Source organism: Streptomyces sp. NPDC054849, assembly GCF_053610945.1.
The window spans coordinates 1-20,953 of the sequence record NZ_JBSGZI010000058.1 but is presented as its reverse complement, the minus strand read 5'-3'; the positions used below and the strand labels follow the sequence as shown (position 1 = coordinate 20,953).

At 73.4% G+C, this 20,953-nt stretch carries 21 protein-coding genes and 1 other RNA gene; 11 read left to right on the top strand and 11 right to left on the bottom strand.

What is annotated here, in order from left to right:
- The first annotated feature begins 53 nt into the window (after window positions 1-53).
- Window positions 54-1,058, top strand: a complete 1,005-nt coding sequence (locus ACWGIF_RS23545; protein ID WP_453500414.1) for a small ribosomal subunit Rsm22 family protein — start codon at window positions 54-56, stop codon at window positions 1,056-1,058.
- Here the strand turns inward: ACWGIF_RS23545 and ddaH are convergent.
- Window positions 1,055-1,930 carry a dimethylargininase gene (gene ddaH / locus ACWGIF_RS23540; RefSeq protein WP_453500468.1) on the bottom strand — a complete coding sequence of 292 codons (876 nt, stop codon included), beginning with the start codon at window positions 1,928-1,930 and terminating at the stop codon, window positions 1,055-1,057. The two genes, ACWGIF_RS23545 and ddaH, sit on opposite strands and share 4 nt — an antisense overlap.
- Before the next feature lie 76 nt (window positions 1,931-2,006).
- Here ddaH and ACWGIF_RS23535 point away from each other — a divergent pair, with 76 nt between their 5' ends.
- Together ACWGIF_RS23535 and ACWGIF_RS23530 are read left to right on the top strand one after the other, a co-directional pair.
- On the top strand, window positions 2,007-2,618 hold the full coding sequence (locus ACWGIF_RS23535; protein ID WP_453500411.1) for a TetR/AcrR family transcriptional regulator: 612 nt from the start codon (window positions 2,007-2,009) through the stop codon (window positions 2,616-2,618).
- Window positions 2,619-2,788: 170 nt separating this feature from the next.
- Window positions 2,789-3,538, top strand: coding sequence for a bifunctional DNA primase/polymerase (locus tag ACWGIF_RS23530; protein WP_453500409.1), 750 nt, complete (start codon window positions 2,789-2,791; stop codon window positions 3,536-3,538).
- Window positions 3,539-3,675: 137 nt separating this feature from the next.
- On the opposite strand, the gene yaaA is transcribed toward ACWGIF_RS23530, so the two are convergent.
- A complete protein-coding gene (yaaA, locus tag ACWGIF_RS23525; protein ID WP_453500407.1) occupies window positions 3,676-4,479 on the bottom strand; it encodes a peroxide stress protein YaaA in 804 nt (267 codons plus the stop codon).
- Window positions 4,480-4,581: 102 nt separating this feature from the next.
- Between yaaA and ACWGIF_RS23520 the strand changes: the two genes are divergently transcribed.
- A complete protein-coding gene (locus tag ACWGIF_RS23520) occupies window positions 4,582-6,024 on the top strand; it encodes an RNB domain-containing ribonuclease (protein WP_453500405.1) in 1,443 nt (480 codons plus the stop codon).
- A 40-nt stretch (window positions 6,025-6,064) separates the two neighbouring features.
- On the opposite strand, the gene ACWGIF_RS23515 is transcribed toward ACWGIF_RS23520, so the two are convergent.
- Window positions 6,065-6,892 (bottom strand): hypothetical protein, encoded by an 828-nt coding sequence (locus ACWGIF_RS23515; RefSeq protein WP_453500403.1) that lies wholly within the window; start codon window positions 6,890-6,892, stop codon window positions 6,065-6,067.
- A complete protein-coding gene (locus ACWGIF_RS23510; protein ID WP_453500401.1) occupies window positions 6,889-7,623 on the bottom strand; it encodes a MerR family transcriptional regulator in 735 nt (244 codons plus the stop codon). The genes ACWGIF_RS23515 and ACWGIF_RS23510 overlap by 4 nt, the downstream gene beginning before the upstream one ends.
- 78 nt (window positions 7,624-7,701) lie before the next feature.
- Between ACWGIF_RS23510 and rnpB the strand changes: the two genes are divergently transcribed.
- An RNA gene (gene rnpB / locus ACWGIF_RS23505) (RNase P RNA component class A) lies at window positions 7,702-8,103 on the top strand.
- 107 nt (window positions 8,104-8,210) lie between these two features.
- Window positions 8,211-8,549, top strand: coding sequence for a hypothetical protein (locus tag ACWGIF_RS23500; protein ID WP_453500399.1), 339 nt, complete (start codon window positions 8,211-8,213; stop codon window positions 8,547-8,549).
- Window positions 8,550-8,666: 117 nt separating this feature from the next.
- Here ACWGIF_RS23500 and ACWGIF_RS23495 read toward each other — a convergent pair whose 3' ends face one another.
- Genes ACWGIF_RS23495 through ACWGIF_RS23485 form a run of 3 tightly spaced genes read right to left on the bottom strand, consistent with a single transcriptional unit; the run spans window position 8,667 to window position 11,628 of the window.
- Window positions 8,667-10,031: a bifunctional RNase H/acid phosphatase gene (locus ACWGIF_RS23495; protein ID WP_453500397.1), complete on the bottom strand. Its 1,365-nt coding sequence runs from the start codon at window positions 10,029-10,031 to the stop codon at window positions 8,667-8,669.
- Window positions 10,031-10,774, bottom strand: a complete 744-nt coding sequence (locus tag ACWGIF_RS23490; protein WP_453500466.1) for a zinc ribbon domain-containing protein — start codon at window positions 10,772-10,774, stop codon at window positions 10,031-10,033. The genes ACWGIF_RS23495 and ACWGIF_RS23490 overlap by 1 nt, the downstream gene beginning before the upstream one ends.
- Window positions 10,771-11,628, bottom strand: coding sequence for a Nif3-like dinuclear metal center hexameric protein (locus ACWGIF_RS23485; protein WP_453500395.1), 858 nt, complete (start codon window positions 11,626-11,628; stop codon window positions 10,771-10,773). The genes ACWGIF_RS23490 and ACWGIF_RS23485 overlap by 4 nt, the downstream gene beginning before the upstream one ends.
- A gap of 373 nt (window positions 11,629-12,001) precedes the next feature.
- Here ACWGIF_RS23485 and ACWGIF_RS23480 point away from each other — a divergent pair, with 373 nt between their 5' ends.
- Window positions 12,002-13,099, top strand: a complete 1,098-nt coding sequence (locus ACWGIF_RS23480) for a hypothetical protein (protein WP_453500393.1) — start codon at window positions 12,002-12,004, stop codon at window positions 13,097-13,099.
- A 34-nt stretch (window positions 13,100-13,133) separates the two neighbouring features.
- Here the strand turns inward: ACWGIF_RS23480 and ACWGIF_RS23475 are convergent, their stop codons facing one another.
- A complete protein-coding gene (locus ACWGIF_RS23475; protein ID WP_453500391.1) occupies window positions 13,134-13,637 on the bottom strand; it encodes a MarR family winged helix-turn-helix transcriptional regulator in 504 nt (167 codons plus the stop codon).
- Window positions 13,638-13,785: 148 nt separating this feature from the next.
- Between ACWGIF_RS23475 and ACWGIF_RS23470 the strand changes: the two genes are divergently transcribed.
- The gene (locus ACWGIF_RS23470) at window positions 13,786-15,891 is read left to right on the top strand and encodes an MMPL family transporter (RefSeq protein WP_453500389.1); all 2,106 of its coding nucleotides are present in this window, start codon (window positions 13,786-13,788) and stop codon (window positions 15,889-15,891) included.
- A gap of 29 nt (window positions 15,892-15,920) precedes the next feature.
- Here ACWGIF_RS23470 and ACWGIF_RS23465 read toward each other — a convergent pair whose 3' ends face one another.
- The 3 genes from ACWGIF_RS23465 to ACWGIF_RS23455 are packed head-to-tail and all read right to left on the bottom strand — an operon-like array spanning window position 15,921 to window position 18,869.
- Complete coding sequence (locus ACWGIF_RS23465; protein ID WP_453500387.1) at window positions 15,921-16,862, bottom strand: 3-oxoacyl-ACP reductase; 942 nt, start codon at window positions 16,860-16,862, stop codon at window positions 15,921-15,923.
- Window positions 16,863-16,904: 42 nt separating this feature from the next.
- Window positions 16,905-17,981 carry a Zn-dependent alcohol dehydrogenase gene (locus tag ACWGIF_RS23460; RefSeq protein WP_453500385.1) on the bottom strand — a complete coding sequence of 359 codons (1,077 nt, stop codon included), beginning with the start codon at window positions 17,979-17,981 and terminating at the stop codon, window positions 16,905-16,907.
- A 33-nt stretch (window positions 17,982-18,014) separates the two neighbouring features.
- The gene (locus ACWGIF_RS23455) at window positions 18,015-18,869 is read right to left on the bottom strand and encodes a MaoC/PaaZ C-terminal domain-containing protein (RefSeq protein WP_453500383.1); all 855 of its coding nucleotides are present in this window, start codon (window positions 18,867-18,869) and stop codon (window positions 18,015-18,017) included.
- Window positions 18,870-19,075: 206 nt separating this feature from the next.
- On the opposite strand from ACWGIF_RS23455, the gene ACWGIF_RS23450 reads away from it, so the two are divergent.
- The 3 genes from ACWGIF_RS23450 to ACWGIF_RS23440 all read left to right on the top strand — a co-directional run bounded on the left by ACWGIF_RS23450 (window position 19,076) and on the right by ACWGIF_RS23440 (window position 20,549).
- Window positions 19,076-19,429 (top strand): DNA-binding response regulator, encoded by a 354-nt coding sequence (locus ACWGIF_RS23450; protein WP_453500464.1) that lies wholly within the window; start codon window positions 19,076-19,078, stop codon window positions 19,427-19,429.
- Window positions 19,430-19,588: 159 nt separating this feature from the next.
- Window positions 19,589-20,143 (top strand): RNA polymerase sigma factor, encoded by a 555-nt coding sequence (locus ACWGIF_RS23445; RefSeq protein ID WP_453500381.1) that lies wholly within the window; start codon window positions 19,589-19,591, stop codon window positions 20,141-20,143.
- On the top strand, window positions 20,130-20,549 hold the full coding sequence (locus ACWGIF_RS23440) for a hypothetical protein (RefSeq protein ID WP_453500379.1): 420 nt from the start codon (window positions 20,130-20,132) through the stop codon (window positions 20,547-20,549). Before ACWGIF_RS23445 ends, ACWGIF_RS23440 begins: the two co-directional genes overlap by 14 nt.
- The last annotated feature ends 404 nt before the right edge of the window (window positions 20,550-20,953 follow it).

Sequence of the window (20,953 nt, the reverse complement as noted above, 5' to 3'; positions counted from 1 at the left end):
CCCGGACCCCGGCGCAGCTTCGGCCCACCCGGCGCGCGCCGTAAACTTCCCAGGTGAACGCCTTCGCCCCCACCCCCGCCGAGACCCTCCGCACCGCCCTCGGCGGCCTCCTCGACGGCCTCCCCCCGAAGCAGGCCGTGGCCGCCGTCGAGCGGCTCATCGCCAGCTACCGGGGGCAGACCCCCACCGACACACCCGTGCTGCGCGACCGCTCCGACGTGGCCGCGTACGCGGCGTACCGGATGCCGGCCACCTTCGAGGCCGTACGGGCCGCGCTGGACGGGCTGGCTCAGGCGGCGCCCGGCTGGGCACCGCGCTCGCACGTGGACGTGGGCGGCGGAACGGGCGCCGCGACCTGGGCGGTGGACGCCACGTGGGACGGCCCGCGGGAGACCACGGTGCTGGACTGGGCGGAGCCGGCGCTGGCCCTCGGCCGGGAACTGGCGGCGGCCTCCCCGTCGGAGGCGCTGCGGGGGGCGCAGTGGCGGCGGGCCGTCATCGGCTCGGGGCTGGACCTCCCCGACGCCGACCTGGTGACGGTGTCGTACGTGCTCGGCGAACTGACTCCCGCGGCGCGCAAGGCCGTCGTCGCCGAGGCGGCGCGGGCCGGCCGGGCCGTCGTGCTGATCGAGCCGGGCACCCCGGAGGGCTACCTGCGCATCCGCGAGGCCCGCGACCAGCTGATCGAGGCCGGCCTGCGGGTCGCCGCCCCCTGCCCGCACGACGGGACGTGCCCGATCGAGGTCGGCCAGGACTGGTGCCACTTCTCGGCGCGGGTCAGCCGGTCCTCCCTGCACCGGCAGGTCAAGGGCGGCTCGCTGCCCTACGAGGACGAGAAGTTCAGCTACGTCGCCGCGACCCGCTTCCCGACGCAGCCGGCCGCCTCCCGGATCACGCGGAGGCCGCAGATCCGGAAGGGGCTCGTCCTGCTGGAACTGTGCGGTCCCGAGGGCGAGGGCATGACCCGGGTCAACGTGACCAAGCGCCACGGGGACCTCTACAAGGCCGCGCGGGACGCCGACTGGGGCCAGGCCTGGCCGCCCTCCCAGGAGGGTTAGGGGCGCAGCTCCTGGGTGCAGCACTTCACGCTGCCGCCGCCCTTGAGGAGTTCACCGAGGTCCATCGGGACCGGCTCGAAGCCCCGGTCCCGCAGTGGCGCCAGCAGTCCGGTCGCCGCCTGCGGCAGGAGCACGTGTCTGCCGTCGGACACCGCGTTCAGGCCGAGGGCGGCCGCGTCCCTCCCGTCGGCGATCAGCGCGTCGGGGAAGAGGCGCCTGAGCACGCCCTGGCTGCCGGGTGAGAAGGCGCCCGGGTAGTACATGACCTCGTCGCCGTCGAGGACGCTGAGCGCCGTGTCCAGGTGGTAGTAGCGCGGGTCCACCAGGTCGAGGCCGATGACCGGGCGGCCGAAGAACTCCTGGGCCTCGTCGTGCGAGAGCGGGCTGGAGCGGAAGCCCCGGCCGGCCAGGATGTAGCTGGCCGTGACCGCGAAGTCGCCCTCGCCCTCGTTGACGTGGGACGGCTCATGGATGTCCTGGTATCCGTGGCTGCGGAACCAGTCGAGGTGGATCTCGGCCTCGTCGGCGCGTTCCGGGTAGGCGAACCGGGCCCCGAGCACCCGGCCGTCGACGACCAGGGCGCCGTTGGCCGCGAAGACCATGTCGGGCAGTTCGGGGTCGGGGGTCAGGGTCTCGACGGTGTGGCCGAGGGCGCGGTAGCGGTCCCTCAGGTCTTCCCACTGTGCGTGTGCGAGGGGCAGGTCCACCGGTTTCGTGGGATCCATCCACGGATTGATGGAGTACGTGACCTTGAAGTGTGCGGGTGGGCACATCAGGTAGCGCCGGGGTGTGGCGTCTCTGCGCAAAGAAGGCTCCTCACGACTTTCACGACTCGGGACGAGTGCTGGAGAGAATCGTCTCTCCCCGACCAGGACAACACAGTGAACCGATTGGGTGGTTTACCGGACCATAAGAAGACGAGACGTCTCGCTTTGATATTTTCAGGCCATGACCAAGACCCCCGACGCCACCCGCCGCAGCGACCGCTCCCGGCGCGCCATCCTCGACGCCGCGCTCACCCTGGTCGGGGAGGTCGGCTACAACAAGCTGACCATCGAGGCCATCGCCGCCCGCGCGGGCGTCGGCAAGCAGACCATCTACCGCTGGTGGCCGTCGAAGGCCGCCGTCCTCCTCGAAGCCTCCCTCGCCCTCGCCGGAGACGCCGAGACGGAGGCCGGGTGGACCGGCTTCCCCGACACTGGGGACCTCGCCGCCGACCTGAAGCACGTCCTGCGCGCGACGGTCGACGAGTTCAACGACGAGAAGTACGAGGCGCCCGCGCGCGCCCTGACGGCGGCCGGCGCCACCGACCCCGAGCTCGGGGCCCGCTTCACCGAGCAACTGCTGGAGCCGCAGCTCGCCCTGTACGAGGCTCGGTTGCGCACCGCCCGGGAGGCCGGCCAGCTCGCGCCGGACACGGACCTGCGGCTGACGGTGGAGATGCTGCTCGGTCCGCTGACGTACCGCTGGCTGCTGCGCACCGCACCCCTGACGCACGCTTACACCGACGCGCTGGTGGACCGGGTGCTGGGCGGGGTGTCAAACGTCACCGCCCGCTGACCGGCCGACGACCCACGGCCGCCGCAGAGCATTTGCCCCAATCCTGTGGCTATGTGAGGGTTTTCGGTCCTGCATCCGCAACCCCCCGGTCGTCAAACGCGGTCACCCGAGGCGCAGGATGGTGGGACGATGTGAAGGTCCGCCGGGGATACGGTGAGGTGAGGGGATAGATGGGGTCTGAGTCCGGCCGCGTCAAACGCGGCGAGCAGAGCAGGATTTCCCAGTGGCTGCGCCGGCGGCAGAAACCCATCGCCGAGGACCCGGGACGAGAACGCGAAGCGCTCCTCCTGGCCGTTGCAGCCGCCGGCCTGCCGCTCGCCCCCGCCGCCCATCCCGCCGGTTACCGATGCTCGTGCGACCGGATCGGCTGTCCGACGCCCGCACGGCACCCCGTCTCCTTCGCCTGGCAGACCCAGTCGACCACCGACCGCGCACAGGTCGAGCGATGGGCGCGCAACCAGCCCCAGGCCAACTTCATCACCGCGACCGGCATGGTCCACGACGTACTCGACGTCCCGCTGGAAGCCGGCACCGACGCCCTCGCCCGACTGCTGCAGGCCGGCATCGACGTCGGCCCCGTCGCCGAGTCGGGCGGCACCGGCGAACAGGCCCGGATGCTCTTCTTCACCGCCACCCGCGGCACCCCCGAGGACGAGGACGAGTGGTGGCCGTGCGAACTGGACTGCCACCCCGAGACGATGGACGAACACCCGGGCCTGCGCTGGCACTGCCGCGGCAGCTACGTCCTGGTCCCGCCGGCGGCCCTGCCGGGTGACCAGGCGGTGACCTGGCTGCGCGGCATGGAACACCCCCTCCCGGACCCGCTCACCCTCCTGGAGACCCTGACGGACGCGTGCGCCGCCTATGCGGGCGCCTCCGACCGCACCCCGGCCACGGTGGCCTGGCCCCTGGGCCGTTAGATCGTGTCGTCACAGTCCCGTCCGTCCGGCGGGGCTGACATCTCCAGCCCTGCCGGCGTTCGAGGCGCGGGTCCGGGGCGGAGCCCCGGCTGCCGTCGCAGCGGTGTGCCGGGGCGGCGCGCCCCGGCAGCGACGCGTCAGTGGTGGATCTGGGTGACGACCACGTCGAGGGACCAGGCCTTCCGGGGCTTCGCCGGGGCCTGCGCCTCGACCGTGTAGCCCAGGTCCCGCAGGGCCGTGACCAGCTCCGCGGGCCCTCCCGGCACGGCCCCGGCCAGCAGCAGGTCCCGTACCAGCCGCCCCTTCGTCGCCTTGTTGAAGTGGCTCACGACCGACCGCTTCTCCACCCCGTCCACCACCTGCGAGTGCAGCACCCGCACGCTCGCGGTCCGCCCCGCCACCTCCCCCTTCGGCTTCCACGCCGCCCCGTACGCCGCCGACCGCAGGTCCAGGACCAGTCCATCCCCGGCGGCCTCCGGCATGACCTCCGCCATCGGCCCCCGCCAGTACGCGCCGAGCGCGCCCAGCCCCGGCAGCTTCACTCCCATCGAGCAGCGGTACGAGGGGATCCGGTCGGTGATCCGCACCGCACCCCACAGCCCCGAGAAGACGAGCAGCGCATCCTCGGCGAGCCCCCGCGGCGCCGCGGGCAGGTCGGCCAGACCCAGCGCGTCGTAGAGCACGCCCGTGTAGACCTCTCCCGCCGGGCGGGCCCCCGCGGTGCGCAGCATCGTGTTCTTCGCGACCTCACCCCGCAGGCCCTCGCTCAGGCCCAGCACCTCGCGCGCCTTCGGCTCGTCCGCCGCGCACAGCTCGACCAGTTCCTCCAGCACCGCCGCACGGGCCGTGGCCAGACCGGGCAGCGACAGCTCTTGCGGCTTCAGGGGTGCGCCGGAGCCGCCGGCGGCCTTTCCTTCGGACGGCGGCAGCAGCACGAGCACGGTGGTTCTCCTTCAATACGACACGGCGCAGGGGGTGCGGCCCCCCGGCCAGGGTAGACGGCTCGCCGTGCCGTCCGGGCCCGCCGCCCATAGGCTCGATCCATGCCACGCCGTCAGATGCACATGACCGGCGCAGACGGGGCTGCTCTGCGGGCCGCACTGCGTGAACTGCGGACGAAGCTGGAGGTGCCCGCGGAATTCCCGGCGGCGGTCCTCGCGGACGCCGAGCACGCTGCCGCGCACCCCCGCCTCCCGGACCTGGACAGCACCGACATCCCCTTCTTCACCATCGACCCGCCGGCCTCCGTCGACCTCGACCAGGCCATGCACCTGGCGAAGCGGTCCGCCGGCGGCTACCGGGTCCACTACGCGATCGCCGACGTCGCCGCCTTCGTCACACCCGGCGGCCCGCTCGACGCGGAGGCCCACCGCCGCGTGAGCACCCTCTACTTCCCCGACGGGAAGGTTCCGCTGCACCCGGCCGGGCTCTCGGAGGGGGCGGCCAGCCTGCTGCCCGACCAGACCCGCCCCGCGCTGCTGTGGCGCCTCGACCTGGATGCCGACGGCCGGGTCGAGACCGTCGACGTCCAGCGCGCCCTCATCCGCAGCCGGGCCCGACTCGACTACGACCGCGTCCAGAAGGCCATCGACACCGGCACGGCGGAGGAGCCCCTCGCCCTGCTGGAAGACATCGGCCGGCTCCGCGAGGCTCTCGAACAGGAGCGCGGCGGCATCTCGCTCAACGTGCCCGAGCAGGAGATCGTCGAGCGCGACGGCACATACGCGCTGGCCTACCGCGCCCCGCTCCCGGCGGACGGCTGGAACGCACAGATCTCCCTGATGACCGGCATGGCCGCGGCCGATCTGATGCTGGCCACCGGCACGGGCATCCTGCGGACCCTGCCCAGCGCCCCCGACGGCGCGGTCGGCCGGCTCCGGCGGGCGGCGAAGGCCCTGCGGATCGACTGGCCGCACCACGTCCCCTACGCCGAACTCGTCCGCTCCCTCGACCCGCACCGCCCCGCCCACGCGGCCTTCCTCCAGGAGTGCACGGCCCTGCTGCGCGGCGCGGGCTACACCGCCTTCACCGGCGGCGACAGCCCCGACCCGGCGATCCACTCCGCCGTGGCCGCCCCGTACACCCACTGCACCGCCCCGCTGCGCCGGCTCGTCGACCGGTACACCGGCGAACTGTGCGTGGCGGCGGTGGCCGGGGCCGAACCCCCGCCGTGGGCGGTGGCCGCGCTCGGGGCCCTTCCCGACACGATGGCGGACGGCACCCGGCTGGCGAACACGGTGGAGCGGGAGTGCGTGGACCTCGTCGAGGCCGCCGTGCTGAAGGACCGCGTCGGGGAGACCTTCGAGGGCACGGTCATCGACGTCAAGGAGCGGGAGCCGCTGGTGGGGACGGTCCACCTGCAGGACCCGGCGGTGGTCGGCCGGATCGAGTCCGCCACGCGGGACCTGCCGCTGGGCGAACGCCTCCGGGTCCGGCTGACCGCGGCCGACCCCGGCACCGCGAAGATCCTCTTCGCCCCCGCCTGAGGAACGCCCCGAGCGCTCCACGGGCTCCGCCGGCAGCGCGCTACGCGGGCTGTCGCAAGCCGCTGACCAGGGCGCGCGGGTCGTCGGCGTGGAAGCGGATGGTCCGCGCCTCTCCCACGGCGCCGAGCGGGCGGGTGAAGGGCAGGGGCCGGTTCAGCTCCAGGGTCACCGTGGTCTGGCCGCCCACGATCAGGTCGAGCACCCCCGCCTCGGACAGGGTGACCAGCCGGCCCTCCGGGTAGCGGCGGTCCACCCGCACCGAGGCCACCGCGTCCGGCGGGACGACGAGGTCGAAGAGGGCGCCGTAGCGGATCCGCAGCGACCCGTCGGGGCGGACCACGTGCGGGCGCGTGACGCAGGAGGCGTGCAGGGCGAGCACGAGCAGGATCCCGTACACGTCGAGCACGAGCACCACCCGGTGGACCGCGGGCCAGGGGATGAGGAAGGCGAGGGCGACCGTCTCGATCACCGACACGAAGACCAGCCCGTACATCATGGCCGTCTGCGGCCCGGTGTACCCGGCGGCCAGGTCCCCGGGACGCACCCCGTGCCTCCCGCGCACGATCCACCGGCCGAGGGAGGCGACGGCGCGCAGCTCGTGCCGCAGCAGCCGGCGGAGCTGGACCGGGACCACGGCGCGCAGCGCCGCCCGCCCGGCCTGCCCGGGCGCGGCGCCTCGGGCCCGCTCGGCTGCGTAGAGCCGGCTCAGTACCCGGGCCTCCAGCAGGACCACCCCGACTACCAGCACTTCGGCGGCGGCCAGGGCCCACCCCGGCAGCCGGACCCCGGCCGTCAGACACACCACGATCGCCAGCTCCGCCGGGACGACGGCGGTGGCGGCGATCCGTGCCGCCCGTATCCCGCTCATCCCCTGCCCCTCTCCATGAACGCCTCCATCACCCGGCGGACGACCTCCGCCTGGGCGGGTGCGAACTCGGCGAGCAGCGCCTCCTTGAACCCGGCCACGACCACACCGTCCGCGGGGATCGCGGCGAACACCTCGTCGGGGACCGCCGCCACCAGCTCCGCCGTCAGGGCGGGGATCCGCGGGTCGTCCACGGGGGCGGCGGCGAGGGCGTCCAGCCTCTCGTACAGCGCGAGCACCGCGGGATCGGCGACCAGCGGCCCGAGCGCGGCGTAGATCTCCTCGCCGCCCGCGCCCGAGGCGTCGATCAGCATCAGGTGCTCGCGGTCCATCGCGGCGGTCGGCGAGTCCGTCTGCGGCGCCTTCGCCAGCAGCGCGGCGAGCGCGGGCGAGAGCGGCTCTCCCTCCCCCGGACCCGCGGCGCGCAGCGCCGCGAGCCGCCGGCGTCGCTCCCCGATCTCGGCCTCCTGCCGGGCCAGGTCGGCGTCGAGTTCTTCGAGTACGTCGGCCAGTTCGCGCCCGGCGTCGTCGGCGAGGACGTCGCGCACCTCGTCGAGGCTGAGCCCCAGTTCGGTGAGCCGCCGTACGCGGGCCAGCAGGACGGCGTCACGGACGCTGTAGGCCCGGTACCCGTTGGGTCGCCGCTCCGGCTCCGGGAGCAGCCCGACGTGGTGGTAGTGCCGGATCGCCCGGGTGGTGACCCCGACGAGCGCGGCGATCTCTCCGATTCGCATGCCCACCAGTAGAAACCCTGCCGTTGCGACAAGGTCAAGCCGTCACGGCGCAGCCGGTAACATGGTCGCCACGGCAGACGAGTCGGCCGGGCGGCCGCGTCGGGATCTTCGGATCCCGCCGAGGAACGTCCGGGCTCCACAGAGCAGGGTGGTGGGTAACGCCCACCCGGGGTGACCCGCGGGACAGTGCCACAGAAAACAGACCGCCGGGGGCTTCGGCCCTCGGTAAGGGTGAAACGGTGGTGTAAGAGACCACCAGCGCCTGAGGTGACTCAGGCGGCTAGGTAAACCCCACCCGGAGCAAGGTCAAGAGGATCCGTCTCCGGACGGGTCTGCGCGGACGATCGAGGGCTGCTCGCCCGAGTTCGCGGGTAGACCGCACGAGGCCGGTGGCAACACCGGTCCTAGATGGATGGCCGTCTCCCCGGCGACCGCGAGGTCACCGGGCGACAGAACCCGGCGTACAGGCCGGCTCGTCTGCCCTTCCCACTCCGTTCGGGGTGGTGCGATCACGGGGTGCTGCCCGGATCCCGGCAGCTGCCGCAAACACTCCCCGGTGGAGGATGCGATGCGGCACGCTCACCCTCATGACCGATCACGCCGCCATAGCGGCCGCCGCCGCCACGCACCTACGTGACCTCGCCGAAGCGACCGAAAACCCCCACGACGCCTACGGAAGCCCCGCCGACGTCGCTTCGGTGACCGAGAGCCTGCGCGACCTCGCCCGCCACCTCGAAAAGGCACTGGAACAGCTGGCGCGGCACATCGACCGCCGTGACGACTGGGCCACCACAGACGGAGAGCCCCGCCCGTACGCGCGCGCGGCGAGCGGCCGGATCCGGTCCGCGAACGCCGAGGCCCGCAACATGGTCCGCGCCCTGGACCGGTCCGTGGAAGCCCTCGTCCACCTCAGGCCCCCACCCTGATGCCCCCACCCTGATGCCTGCACCCTGATGCCTGCACCCTGATGCCTGCACGGTGATGCCACCCCGCCGCCGGACCGCCGGGGGCGGGGGTTCTCCGCATCCGCTCGCCTGTCGTGCCTACCGCAGGTGCGAGGTGTCGTTCAGCAGCCGGACCGAGGCGTTGCCGTCCGCGTAGTAGGACACCGCCGAGAGGGAGGCCGCCGAGAGTTCCATGCGGAACAGCGCTTCCGGCGGGGCTCCCAGGGCGAGGCGGACCAGGATCTTGACCGGGGTCACGTGCGTGACCAGCAGGACCGTGCGGCCCGCGTGCACGGCCAGCAGCCGGTCGCGGGTGGCCGAGATCCGGCGGGTGGCCGCCATGAAGCTCTCGCCGCCGCCCGTGGGGGCCGCCCTCGGAGAGTCCAGCCACGCCTGGAGGTCGTCCGGGAAGCGCTCCTGCACCTCGGCGAAGGTCAGCCCCTCCCAGGCGCCGAAGTCCACCTCGCGCAGGCCTTCCTCGACCGTCACGGTGAGGCCGAGGCGGTCGGCGACGGACTGGGCGGTCTCGCGGCAGCGCCGCAGCGGGGAGCTGACGACCGTCTGGACGGTGCCGCGGGCGGCCAGCGCCTCGGCCACGGCGGCGGCCTGACGGCGGCCGGCCGGGGACAGCTCGGGGTCGGAGCCGCCGCTGCCGGAGAAGCGCTTCTGCGGGGTGAGGGCCGTCTCGCCGTGGCGCAGCAGCACGAAGGTGGCCGGCGCCCCCATGTCGGGGCCCCAGCCCTGGCCGCCCGCGGGGGCGGCCACCGAACCGGACACCGGGGACGCCGGCGTCTCGGAGTCGAGGCAGGGCTCGATCGTGGCGGCGTCCTCCACGGAGCCGGGCAGGGCCTCGGCGTCCGCGAACAGCGTGTCGGCGAGGTCCGGGGACACCGTGGCGCCGCTGCGGCCGCCCGCGCCGGAGGCGGCGGCCAGGGCCGCCCGCACGGCCGCCGCACCGGCGACCGCGTCCCCCGCGGGGCCCTGCGGCTCGGCCAGGGACCGGGCCGCGCCGTGGTCGAGGGCGGCGGTGGAGGCCGACGGCTCCCATGGCCTGCCGCGCTTGCCCGCGTCCATCGCCTCGTTCGCGAGCCGGTCCGCGTGCTTGTTGATCTCGCGCGGGATCCACTCGTACGTCACCTGGGCGCGCGGCAGGATCCGCGCGGCCTCGGCGGCGAGGGGCTTCATGTCCGGGTGCTTGATCTTCCAGCGGCCCGACATCTGCTCGACGACGAGCTTCGAGTCCATCCGGACCAGGACCTGCGCGTCCGCAGCGAGTTCACGAGCCGCCGTGAGCCCGGCGATCAGGCCCCTGTACTCCGCCACGTTGTTCGTCGCGACGCCGATGTACTCAGCGCGCTCGGCCAGCGTCTCGCCCGTCGCCGGGTCGAGGACGACCGCGCCGTAGCCGGCGGGCCCCGGGTTGCCCCGGGATCCGCCGTCCGCCTCCACGACAAACCGCGGCATCAGATGCCCGAGTCGGCCGTACGGACCAGGATGCGGCCGCAGTTCTCGTGACGTACGACCTGGTCGCGGGCCGCGGCCTTGATCTCGTTCACCTCTGCCATGTCGAGCTCCAGCCGGCAGCCCTCGCAGCGGCGCTGGTACAGGCGCGCGGCGCCGACCCCGCCCTGCTTGACGCGGATCTTCTCGTACAGGGCCATCAGGTCGGCCGGCATGGACGCGACGATGACCTCGCGGTCCTTGATGATCTTCGCGACCTCGGCGTCGATCTCGGCGGTCGCCGCGTCACGGCGCGCGGTGGCGTCCGCCGTCTTGGCCTCGAGGGCGGATACCCGCTCGGTCAGCTCGGTGACGCGCTCCTGCGCGGCCTCCAGACGCTCCATGACCTCCAGGACCACGTCCTCCAGGTCGCCCTGACGCTTGGCGAGGGAGACGACCTCGCTCTGCAGGTTCGCCAGGTCCCGGGCCGAGATGCCCACGCCGGAGTCCAGCCGCTGCTGGTCGCGGACCGCGCGCTGACGCACCTGGTCGACGTCCTGCTCCGCCTTGGTCTGCTCGCGCGCGGTGTCGCTCGCCTGGGTCTGTGCGGCGACGAGCAGGTCGCGCTGCTGCGTCAGGTCCTTGGTGAGCGAGTCGAGCTCGGCGTGCTCGGGCAGTGACTTGCGCTTGTGGGCGAGCTGAGACAGCCGGACGTCCAGGGCCTGGACGTCGAGAAGTCGGATCTGGTCGGCGGGCTCGGCGTTCAGTTGGGGGCTCCAGGGATAGAAGGGGGTGTGACGGACGGCGCGTGCGCCGTCCACGGGTCGGTGACCGTGCGCGAGACGTGGGTCCGAAGACCCCAGCCGTGGCGCTCGGAGATCGCGTCGAGCTGCGCGGCGGCCTGCTCGCACCAGGGCCACTCGGTGGCCCAGTGCGCGGCGTCGACGAGGGCGAGCGGGCTCTGCTCGCGGGCCTCGGACACCGGGTGGTGGCGCAGGTCGGCGGTCAGGAAGACGTCCACGCCGGCGGCGCGGGCCTGCTCGAAGAGGCTGTCGCCGGAGCCGCCGCTGACGGCGACGCGGCGGATGATCGCGTCCGGGTCGCCGGCCACGCGGATGCCCTGGGCGGTCGGCGGCAGCCAGGCCGCAGCGCGTGCGGCGAACTCGCGCAGGGTCTCTGGGTGGTCCAGTTCGCAGATCCGGCCGAGGCCCCGGCGGCCTTGCGGGTCGGCGGCGTCGGGCACCAGCGGACCGGTGATCCGCAGGTCCAGGGCGCCGGCGAGGGCGTCCGAGACTCCGGGGTCGGCGGTGTCGGCGTTGGTGTGGGCCACGTGCAGCGCGATGTCGTTCTTGATCAGCGTGTGCACGACGCGGCCCTTGAAGGTGCCGGCCTCGACGGTGGTGGTACCCCGCAGATAGAGGGGGTGGTGGGTGACGATCAGGTCGGCGCCCAGTGTGACCGCCTCGTCGGCGATCTCCTGGACGGGGTCCACGGCGAACAGGACGCGGGTGACCTCGGCCTCGGGGTCGCCGCAGACGGTGCCGACGGCATCCCACTGCTCGGCCCGCGAGGGGGGCCAGAGAGCGTCCAGCGCGGCGATGACTTCAGAGAGACGGGGCACGGGCCAAGGCTACCGTCCGGGGCGACCGTCCCGGTCAGGACCGCCCCCGGCCCACGGCCACCCGACCTCAACCCCCGGCCCCCGGCCCCGACCCGGACCCGCGGCTACGTGACCGGGAGGCGGCCCGGAGTGCCGAGGACGAGGTCGGCGCCGCCCACGCCGGGGCCCGGGCGGCAGGTCTCGTACGGGACGCCCTCAGCCCGGCCCTGCCGTAGGGAGGCCGGGCCCGGCCGGGGCCCGCCTCAGACAGCACAGTCGCCGCGTCCACCACAAACGAATCCCGGCCCGGACACCCGTATGTGTGAAGCCGTGTTGGGGGTGTTGTTCGGCAGGAAGCCCGAAAACTAGCTTCCCCCCCGGAGGTGAAGCACGGATGACTGTCTGTGCCATCGAAATCACGACCGCGGCCGCGTTCACGATCGCCGCGGACGGATCGTATGCCGCCCGGCTCGCCGGGGAGGGGGAGGCGCTCTACGCCGAGCGCTGGACGCTCGCCGGGCCCGAGCCGTACGCGGTCCCGCTGCCGCTCTCGCAGCCCGAGGAGGCGGACAGCGAGGTGCTGCCGCTGGCCGACGGGCGGGTACTGATCCACCGGCGGGTCGCGGACCGGCACGCCTTCGTGCTGCTGTACCCGACGGGCGCCGCGGCCGGACCCCGGACCGGGGAGCTCCAACTCGGCGGGGTGGATGCGCAGGAGGGCGTACAGGTCCGTCTGCTCCCGCCGTCGCCGGACGGAGCCGGCGCCTTCGCCCTCGCCTCGGCGGAGTCGGTGACCACGGTGTGGCGGGTGGCCGGGGGCCCCTTCGGGCCCCAGCCGGTCGCCCGGATCCCGGGTCGGTGCTCCGGCGGCGTCTGGCTGGACCGGGCCGGCCGGATGCTGGCGCTGGACCGCGAGCTGGAGGGCACCACCAAGACCGTCGCCGTGGACCTGGGGCGCGGCGAGGTCTCGCCGCTGCTGCAGATCACCGAGGACAGCGACGACCTGTTGCTGCTGGCCGACCCGGACAGCGGCCTGCTCCTGATCCGCTCCGACGCTCCGGGCGAACCGCGCCTCGGCTGGGGGGTGCTGGGCAGTGCACGGCCGGTCCGCTTCCCGGAGTGCCTGCGGCTGGGGGACGCGCGCCCCTTCGCGGCGCAGCCGGGGCAGGCCCTGATGCCGGAGTCCTGCTGGGTGGCGCTGCGGCTGCCCGAGGGCGACATCGGCCTGTGGCGTCCCGCCGACCGGCACGTCTCCCGGCTCGGCGCCCCGGCGGGCTGGCTCGGCGGTACGGGCCTGTGGAGCCCCCAGGGCCGCCTGCACCTCCCGTACGCGACCCCCGAGGTCTCCTGCGGGGTCGCCGGCCTGAATCTGCCGGTCTCCCCTCCCCCGCCGGTCCGCGTCGACCCGCCGGTCCGCGTCGACCCGCCGGTCCGCGTGGACCCGCCGGCGGCCGCGCCACGCCCCGTGCCGCTCCAGCAGGCTCCGCTGTAGCGGACCCGCCTGCCGGCCCGAGCCGTCGCGCCCCTCAGTCGGCGTCGTTGCGCAGCAGGCCGAGGCGGTCGTTCATGGACGCCAGGAACCTGACGACGACGGACAGTTCGCCCGCACTGAACTCGGCCCTGACGGCGTCGGTGGTGCGGGCGAGCGGCATGAAGTAGTCGCGTGCGACCTCCCGGCCCGCGGGTGCGTACTGCAGGTGCACCACGCGACGGTCACCCGGGGCCCGGGTGCGCCGTACGTGTCCGGCCCGTTCGAGGCGGTCCAGGCAGGCCGTGACCGCACCCGAGGTGAGGTTGAGCTGCTCCCCCAGCCGCCCGGGCGTCATCGGCTGCGCGGAGCCGTCGCTGCCGTTGTCCAGGAGGGCGATCAGCGCCTGAACGTCCGTGGGGTGCAGTCCGTGAGCCTGGGCGAACTCGTGGGCCATGCGGTTGAACTCGTTGTTCATGCGGCGCAGCAACACGGCGAAGGTCTGCAGGCCCGTGGGGTCCTGGGTTGGATCTGGGTGGGGGTCTTCCCTCGTGCCGGACATGCCTCAAGGATAGTATTTCTCGATCATTGAGATACTTTATCGTTGAGCTAATAGCGCCGGGCACCGTGGACCGGACCCGGACCCGGACCCGGACCCGGCGCCGTGGCCGCGGCCGCGGCCGTGAACACAGAGCGGAATTGGGGAAGCAATGGGCAGCACCGCACACCGACGCATCCGCTGGCTGCTGCCCAGCCTCCTCGTCGTCGTCTGGCTGCTCGTCGGCGGCGCGCTCGGTCCCTACGCGGGGAAGCTGGGCGAGGTCTCCTCCAACGACCGGGCGGCATTCCTGCCGCGGAGCGCCGAGTCCACGGAGGTGACCGTCGAGCAGGAGGCGCTGCGCCAGTCCCAGACGCTCCCCGCCATCACCGTCTGGACCGCCGACCGGGGCCCCGTCACGCCCGGACAGCTGGAGGCGGCCACGCGCGCACTGGCCGGCCTCCAAGGTCTTGCGGGGGTGGTGGGCGCTCCCTCGCCCGCCCTCCCCTCCGAGGACGGCAGGGCGCTGCAGGGCGTCGTCCAGCTGGAGCCGGACCTCGGTGACGATCTCGCCGCGACGCTGGACCGGATCCGGGCCGCGGCCGGATCCGTACCGGGTACGACCGCGCAGCTCACGGGACCGGCCGCGACCCAGGCCGACTTGGCGGAAGCCTTCGGTGGTATCGACGGCCTCCTGCTGGGAGTGGCGCTCGGTGCCGTACTCGTGATCCTCCTGGCGGTCTACCGCAGTGTCCTGCTGCCGTTCGTGATCATTCTCGGCGCCGTCTTCTCGCTGGCGCTCGCATGCGCCGTCGTCTACGTCCTGGCCCGGCACGACATCGTGCGGGTCGACGGACAGGTGCAGGGCATCCTCTCGATCCTGGTGATCGGGGCCGCCACCGACTACGCACTCCTGCTCGCCGCCCGCTTCCGCGAGGAGATCGCCGCACGGGACGACCGGTTCGCCGCAGCCCGCGCGGCCCTGCGTCGATCCTTCGGCGCGATCACCGCGAGCGCCGCGACCGTCGCCCTCGCCCTTCTCGCGCTGCTCGCCAGCGATCTGACGAACAACCGTGCCCTGGGGCCGGTCGGCGCCATCGGCATCGTGTGCGCCGTGCTCAGCACGCTGACGTTCCTGCCCGCCATGCTCGTCCTCCTGGGCCGGGCCGCGTACTGGCCGGCCAAGCCGAGGCCCGCGGACGAGGCCTCCGGCGGACACGCCGTCTGGCGGCGCGTCGCCGCCCTCGTGGACCGTGCGCCACGGCGCGTATGGGTGTCCGCAGCCCTGCTGCTCACTCTGCTGGCCTGCTTCGCGCCCCTGCTGTCCCCCAAGGGCGTGCCGCTGGACGAGATCTTCGTCAACGACGCGCCGTCCGTGACGGCGCAGCAGACACTGGGCAGGCACTTCCCGGGCGGTTCGGGCAATCCCGCCGTCATCGTGACCGATGCGGGTGCAGCCGAAGAGGTGAGGGCCGCCGCGGAGGGGACGGAGGGCGTGGCCGCGGCCACCGTGCGCGGAGGAGCGGAGCCCGGGGCCGCACCGGGAACCGGGCGGGTGCGGATCGAGGCGACCCTCGAGGACGCCGCGGACAGCGACGCCGCGAAGAAGACGGTCGAACGGCTGCGCGCCACGGTGCACGCCGTACCGGCGGCGGACGCCCTCGTGGGTGGCTACACCGCCCAGCAGTACGACACCCAGCAGACCGCGCGGCAGGACCGGGACCTGATCGTGCCCGTCGTGCTGGCGATCATCCTGGCCATCCTCGTCCTGCTCCTGCGCTCGTTCCTCATCCCCCTGCTGCTGGTGGCGACGGTGGCGCTGAACTACCTGGCCACGCTGGGAGTCGCCGCGCTGGTCTTCCGCCACGCGTTCGGCTTCAGCGGCACCGACGCGTCCGTGCCGCTGTACGGGTTCGTCTTCCTCGTCGCCCTGGGCGTGGACTACAACATCTTCCTCATGTCGCGGGTTCGTGAGGAGTCGTTGCTGCACGGCCCCCGGGAGGGCGTCCTGCGCGGGCTGACGGCGACGGGCGGAGTGATCACCTCGGCGGGCGTGGTGCTGGCCGCGACCTTCGCCGCCCTGATCGTCATCCCGCTCGCGTTCCTCACCCAGATCGCCTTCATCGTCGCCTTCGGCGTCCTCCTGGACACCCTCCTCGTCCGGTCCGTCCTGGTCCCCGCCCTGGTGCTGGACATCGGGCCGCGCGCCTGGTGGCCCAGCTCCCTCGCGCGACAAGGGGCGGCTGCGGCACGAGACCGCGGCCGCCCTGTCGCCTGAGGCCCTCACGGGCGTCGCCGAGGCGTGTCTCAGCCGTGCTTGAGGCCCAGGACCTCCGTCGCCGCGAAGGTCTCGTTCGCCGGGCGGGAGGCGTAGTGCGGGGTCAGGACCTCGTCGAGCTCCTCGTAGGAGAAGGCCTCCTTGCCCGTGTCGAACTTGGCTGCCACCTTCGGGCGTTCCATGACGACGACGATGCCGCCGTGGACGACGAACAGCTGGCCGTTGGCCCCGGCCGAGGCCGGTGAGGCCAGGTATCCGACGAGCGGGGAGACGTGCTCGGGGGCGAGGGCGTCGAGCCTGCCCTCCTCGGGGACCTCGAAGCCGGCGAAGACGTCCTCGGTCATACGGGTGCGGGCGCGCGGGCAGATCGCGTTGACCGTGACCCCGTACTTGGCGAGGGCCAGGGCGGTCGAGGTGGTCAGGCCCACGATGCCGCCCTTGGCCGCCGCGTAGTTCGGCTGGCCGGCCGAGCCGCCGAGGAAGGCCTCGGAGGAGGTGTTGACGATCCGGCCGTAGACCGGACCGCCCGCCTCCTTCGACCGCTCGCGCCAGTGCACGGACGCGAAGTGCGTGGTGTTGAAGTGCCCCTTGAGATGGACCCGGATCACCGAGTCCCACTCCTCCTCCGACATCGAGAAGACCATCCGGTCACGCAGGATGCCCGCGTTGTTGACCAGGATGTCGAGCTTCCCGAAGCTGCCGACCGCCAGCTCGACGAGCTCGCGCGCCTGCGCGAAGTCGGCCACGTCGCCCAGGTGCGCCACCGCCCGGCCGCCCGCGGCACGGATCTGCGCGGCCACCTCCTGCGCCGGGGCGGCCGAGGCCTCTCCCGACCCGTCGCGGCCCGGCTGCCCGAAGTCGTTGACGACCACGCTCGCGCCGAGCCGTGCAAGCTCGATCGCCTCGGCCCGGCCGAGCCCGCGGCCCGCGCCCGTGACGATGGCGGAGAGTCCCTCAAGTGGCAGTGACATCCGTACGGTTCCTCTCGCAGGTCTGCGGTGCGCGGAGCGGGGTCAGAGTTCGATGCAGGTGCGCAGGGCCACGCCCGTGCGCATCTGGTCGAGCGCGTCGTTGATCTCGGCGAGCTGCACCCGGTGGGTGATCAGGCTCGCCAGGTCCACCCGGCCGGCCCGCCACAGGGCGATGGTGCGCTCGTAGGAGCGGAGCACGTCCCCGCCGCCGTACATCGACGGCAGGATCTTCTTCTCGTCGAAGAAGAGGGAGAACATGTCGACCTGGTAGGTGTCGTCCATCGCGCCGGCGCCGACGATGACGACGCTGCCGCCCCGGCGGGTCATCTTGTAGGCGGTCTGGGCGGTGGCGGACTTGCCGACGACCTCGAAGACGTAGTCGAAGCCCTCACCGCCGGTGATCCGGTTCTTGGCGTCGTCGAAGGCTTCCGGACCGACGGCCTCGGTGGCCCCGAACCGCAGGGCCCCCTCGCGCCGCGACTCCACCGGGTCGACGGCGATGATCTGGGCCGCACCCTGCACCTTGGCGCCCTGGATGACGGATATGCCGACGCCGCCGCAGCCGATGACGGCGACCGAGGAGCCGGCCTCCACCTTGGCGGTGTTGATGGCCGCGCCGAGGCCGGTGGTGACGCCGCAGCCGATGAGCGCGGCGATGTCGAAGGGCACGTCGTCGGGGATCGGGACGGCGCACGCGGCGTCGACCACGAGCTCCTCGGCGAAGGTGCCGGTCGCGGCGAAGCCGAAGATGTCGCCGCCCGCGCGGCGGAAGTTGGGGGTGCCCGCGTTGACGAGGCTGGCGAGGCACAGATGACCCTGGCCGCGCTTGCAGGACGGACACTGGCCGCACGGCGGCAGCCAGCAGACGAGGACCCGGTCGCCCTGTTTGAGGGAGGTCACCCCGTCGCCGACGTCGGAGATCACCCCGGAGCCCTCGTGGCCCGGGATGAAGGGGGCGGGCTGCGGCAGGACGCCGCTCATCGCGGAGAGGTCCGAGTGGCACAGACCGGTGGCCTTGATCCGGATCTTCACCTTGCCGGAACCGAGGCCCACGGCCTCCATGTCGTCGACGACCTCGAGCTTGTCCTGGCCGATCTCGCTCTGCAGTGCTGCGCGCACGGTGCGGCTCCTTAGGGTCTCTCGGTCTCGTACTTACGCGTGTTCGACGACGGTGTCGGCGAGGACCGGCGCGTCGTCCCGTTCGACGGCGGTCACCGCCACCAGGACGCGGCCGGACTCCCGCCACATCCGGATGCGCAGCGTCTCGCCGGGGAAGACGATCCCGGCGAAGCGCGTGCGGTAGGCGCGGACCCGGGAGACGTCCCCGCCGAGGACCGTGTCGACGACGGCCTTGAGCGTCATCCCGTACGAGCACAGGCCGTGCAGGATCGGCTGGTCGAAGCCGGCGAGCTTGGCGAACTCGGGGTCGGCGTGCAGGGGGTTCCAGTCGCCGGAGAGGCGGTAGAGGAGCGCCTGCTCCTCGCGGATGCGCCGCTCCTCGGTGCGGTCGGGCGCGCGCTCGGGCCGTTCCTCCTTGGCCGACGGGCCGCGCTCGCCGCCGAAGCCGCCTTCCCCGCGGACGAAGATCTGCGCGTCGCTGGTCCACAGCGGCCCGTCGGCGTCCGCGACCTCGGAGCGCAGCACGATCACGGCTGCCTTGCCCTTGTCGTAGACGGCGGCGACCTTGGAGCTGGAGGTGGCCCGCCCCTTGACGGGGATGGGCCGGTGCAGCTCGATGGAGTGGCCGCCGTGCAGGACGGCGGCGAGGTCGACGTCGATACCGGGGGCGGCCAGGCCGCCCAGCATGGCCATGCCGGCGCCTGCGACGGTCGCGAAGCTGGGCAGTACGTGGAGCTTGGACTCCAGCGTGTAGCGCAGCTCGTCGGGGTCGTTGGCGGGACGGCCCGCGCCGAGGCCCAGGTGGTAGAGCTGGATGTCCTTGTGGTCCCAGCCGATCTCCCCCAGGCGGGGGGCGGCGGCGAGGGCCTTGGCGGCATCGATCGGCATGAGGATGCGGCTCCCTGTCTTCGGATGATCGCTGTCCTGGAAGACCTCGGTGCGGCCGTCCGCACCGTCGGCCGCACCGAGGTCGTATACGGGGGCCGGTTCTAGAACGCGTTCTAGGCCCGGCCGGTGAGGGAATGTATAACGCACCCCCCTGCAGTTGGGAAGACTCCTGACTTCACGTCAGATAGGCTTTCCGGGTGGAAGAAATGCCCGTGGAACACCGTCAGACCCGCGCCCTAAGGGTCCTGCTCGATCCGCAGAACCCGGCCCTGGCCCTCCAGCTCGGCCTCCAGCCGGACATCGAGGTCGTACGGGACCTGATGGCGCGGCCTGCGGTGGCGCTGGTGGAGGAGCTCACCGCCGTGACGGCCCTGCTGGCGGACGAGCCCGAGTGCCGGATCCTCGTCCTGACGGGCTCGGCGCACCCTGGCCTGTTGGACGCCTCGCTCGCCGCGGGCGCGGCCGGGCTGGTGCTGCGCGACGGCCCGGTCGACGACCTGGCGGACGCGATCCGCCGCGCCTCGACGGGAGAAACGGTGATCGACCCCAGCCTGAGGTGAATCCTTTCGCGCCGGCCATGCCTCTTGTATACGTGCCGACGCCAAGGTCGGCACCTGACCTGGAGGTTGTCGTGATCGCTGTTCTCGTCGGCGCCGGCGCGGTTGTCCTGCTCTGCGCGTGCACCGTCCTCGTACTGCGCCGTGGTCGGGGCCGGGCCCGTGGCTGAGCGGACCTGGCCCGGCGAGGCGCTGATCGCCGCCGCGCAGGGCGGTGACCTCGATTCGCTCACCGCCCTGGTCGCCGGGGCCCACCCGAACGTGCGGCGCTTCGCCCACTCGCTGTGCGCGTCGCCCGAGGACGCCGAGGACGCGGCCCAGGAGGCGCTGATCATCCTGTACCGCCGGATCGGGATGCTGAGGGCGTCCGGGGCACTGGCGTCGTGGATGTTCCGCATCGTCCGCAACGAGTGCCTGCGCCGCGCCCGGCTGATGCCACGGGAGCGGGCGCCGCTGTCGCAGCCGCCGCCCGAGGCCAGTGTGATGTCGGCCGAGGACGAGGTGCTGCAACGCCTGGAGGCGGGGCGGGTGGCGGAGGCGATCGCCGCGCTCCCGGCGGACCAGCGGCGCGTACTGATCATGCGGGACGTCCAGGGCCACAGCGGCCGGATGACCGCGCAGGCCCTCGGCCTCAGCACGGCCGCGATGAAGTCGCGGCTCCACCGGGCCCGCGCGGCCGTCCAGCACACCCTGGGAGCCACCCATGCCCACCACTGAAACCCCTGCCCCGGCCCCGGCTCTCGGCTCCGGGTCCGGCTCCGGGTCCGGCTCCGGGTCCGGCTCCGGGTCCGGGTCCGGCTCCGGGTCCGGCTCCGGGTCCGGCTCCGGGTCCGGGTCCGGCTCCGGGTCCGGCTCCGGGTCCGGGTCCGGGTCCGGCTTCGCGAGCGCGTCCGTGCCCCGGCATCTGGCACGCGGCGCGGTGGGGTTCGGCGCGCTGATCGCGGCCTTCGCCCTCCTCCCGGCCTTCGGCCCGGCCACCCTGCTCCTCGCCCCGGCAGGCCTGTTCGCCCTGCGCGGCTGCCCGATGTGCTGGACGATCGGCCTGGCCCAGACCGTCTCCCGGGGCCGGCTCCGCCGGGAGTGCACGAACGGCCACTGCGAACTGAAACCGGGCCGCCGGTGAGCCTTCAGGCCCTGCCCGCCTGACGGCCGTGCGGATGCGCCGCCGTCGCGGGGACTCCCCCCGGCCTTCCAGCCCGGCCGCCGTTCGAGGCGCGTGCCAGTGCAGCCCCGCCGGCGTCCGAGGCGCGGGGCCCGGGGCGGAGCCCCGATCTTTCCGCCCCGCCGTGCACACTCCAGCCCAGCCGGCGTTTGAGGCGCGGGGTCGGGGCCGAGCCCCCGGCAGCGGCGGCCCGCCGTGCACACTCCAGCCCCGCTGGCGTTCGAGGCGCGGGCCCCGGGGCGGAGCCCCGATCTTTTTGCCCCGCCGTGCACACTCCAGCCCCGCAGGCGTTTGAGGCGCGGGGTCGGGGGCGGAGCCCCGATCTTTCAGCCCCGCAGGCGTTCGAGGCGCGGGACCCGGGGCGG

What these genes read in the sequence shown, in the direction of transcription:
- ACWGIF_RS23515 (WP_453500403.1), bottom strand. Translation starts at nt 6,892, where the DNA reads ATGAGCGGGATACGGGCGGCACGGATCGCCGCCACCGCCGTCGTCCCG.
- ACWGIF_RS23495 (WP_453500397.1), bottom strand. Translation starts at nt 10,031, where the DNA reads ATGCCGCGGTTTGTCGTGGAGGCGGACGGCGGATCCCGGGGCAACCCG.
- ACWGIF_RS23500 (WP_453500399.1), top strand. Translation starts at nt 8,211, where the DNA reads ATGACCGATCACGCCGCCATAGCGGCCGCCGCCGCCACGCACCTACGT.
- ACWGIF_RS23470 (WP_453500389.1), top strand. Translation starts at nt 13,786, where the DNA reads ATGGGCAGCACCGCACACCGACGCATCCGCTGGCTGCTGCCCAGCCTC.
- ACWGIF_RS23455 (WP_453500383.1), bottom strand. Translation starts at nt 18,869, where the DNA reads ATGCCGATCGATGCCGCCAAGGCCCTCGCCGCCGCCCCCCGCCTGGGG.
- ACWGIF_RS23520 (WP_453500405.1), top strand. Translation starts at nt 4,582, where the DNA reads ATGCCACGCCGTCAGATGCACATGACCGGCGCAGACGGGGCTGCTCTG.
- ACWGIF_RS23450 (WP_453500464.1), top strand. Translation starts at nt 19,076, where the DNA reads ATGCCCGTGGAACACCGTCAGACCCGCGCCCTAAGGGTCCTGCTCGAT.
- ACWGIF_RS23510 (WP_453500401.1), bottom strand. Translation starts at nt 7,623, where the DNA reads ATGCGAATCGGAGAGATCGCCGCGCTCGTCGGGGTCACCACCCGGGCG.
- ACWGIF_RS23530 (WP_453500409.1), top strand. Translation starts at nt 2,789, where the DNA reads ATGGGGTCTGAGTCCGGCCGCGTCAAACGCGGCGAGCAGAGCAGGATT.
- ACWGIF_RS23480 (WP_453500393.1), top strand. Translation starts at nt 12,002, where the DNA reads ATGACTGTCTGTGCCATCGAAATCACGACCGCGGCCGCGTTCACGATC.
- ACWGIF_RS23465 (WP_453500387.1), bottom strand. Translation starts at nt 16,862, where the DNA reads ATGTCACTGCCACTTGAGGGACTCTCCGCCATCGTCACGGGCGCGGGC.
- ACWGIF_RS23535 (WP_453500411.1), top strand. Translation starts at nt 2,007, where the DNA reads ATGACCAAGACCCCCGACGCCACCCGCCGCAGCGACCGCTCCCGGCGC.
- ACWGIF_RS23440 (WP_453500379.1), top strand. Translation starts at nt 20,130, where the DNA reads ATGCCCACCACTGAAACCCCTGCCCCGGCCCCGGCTCTCGGCTCCGGG.
- ACWGIF_RS23475 (WP_453500391.1), bottom strand. Translation starts at nt 13,637, where the DNA reads ATGTCCGGCACGAGGGAAGACCCCCACCCAGATCCAACCCAGGACCCC.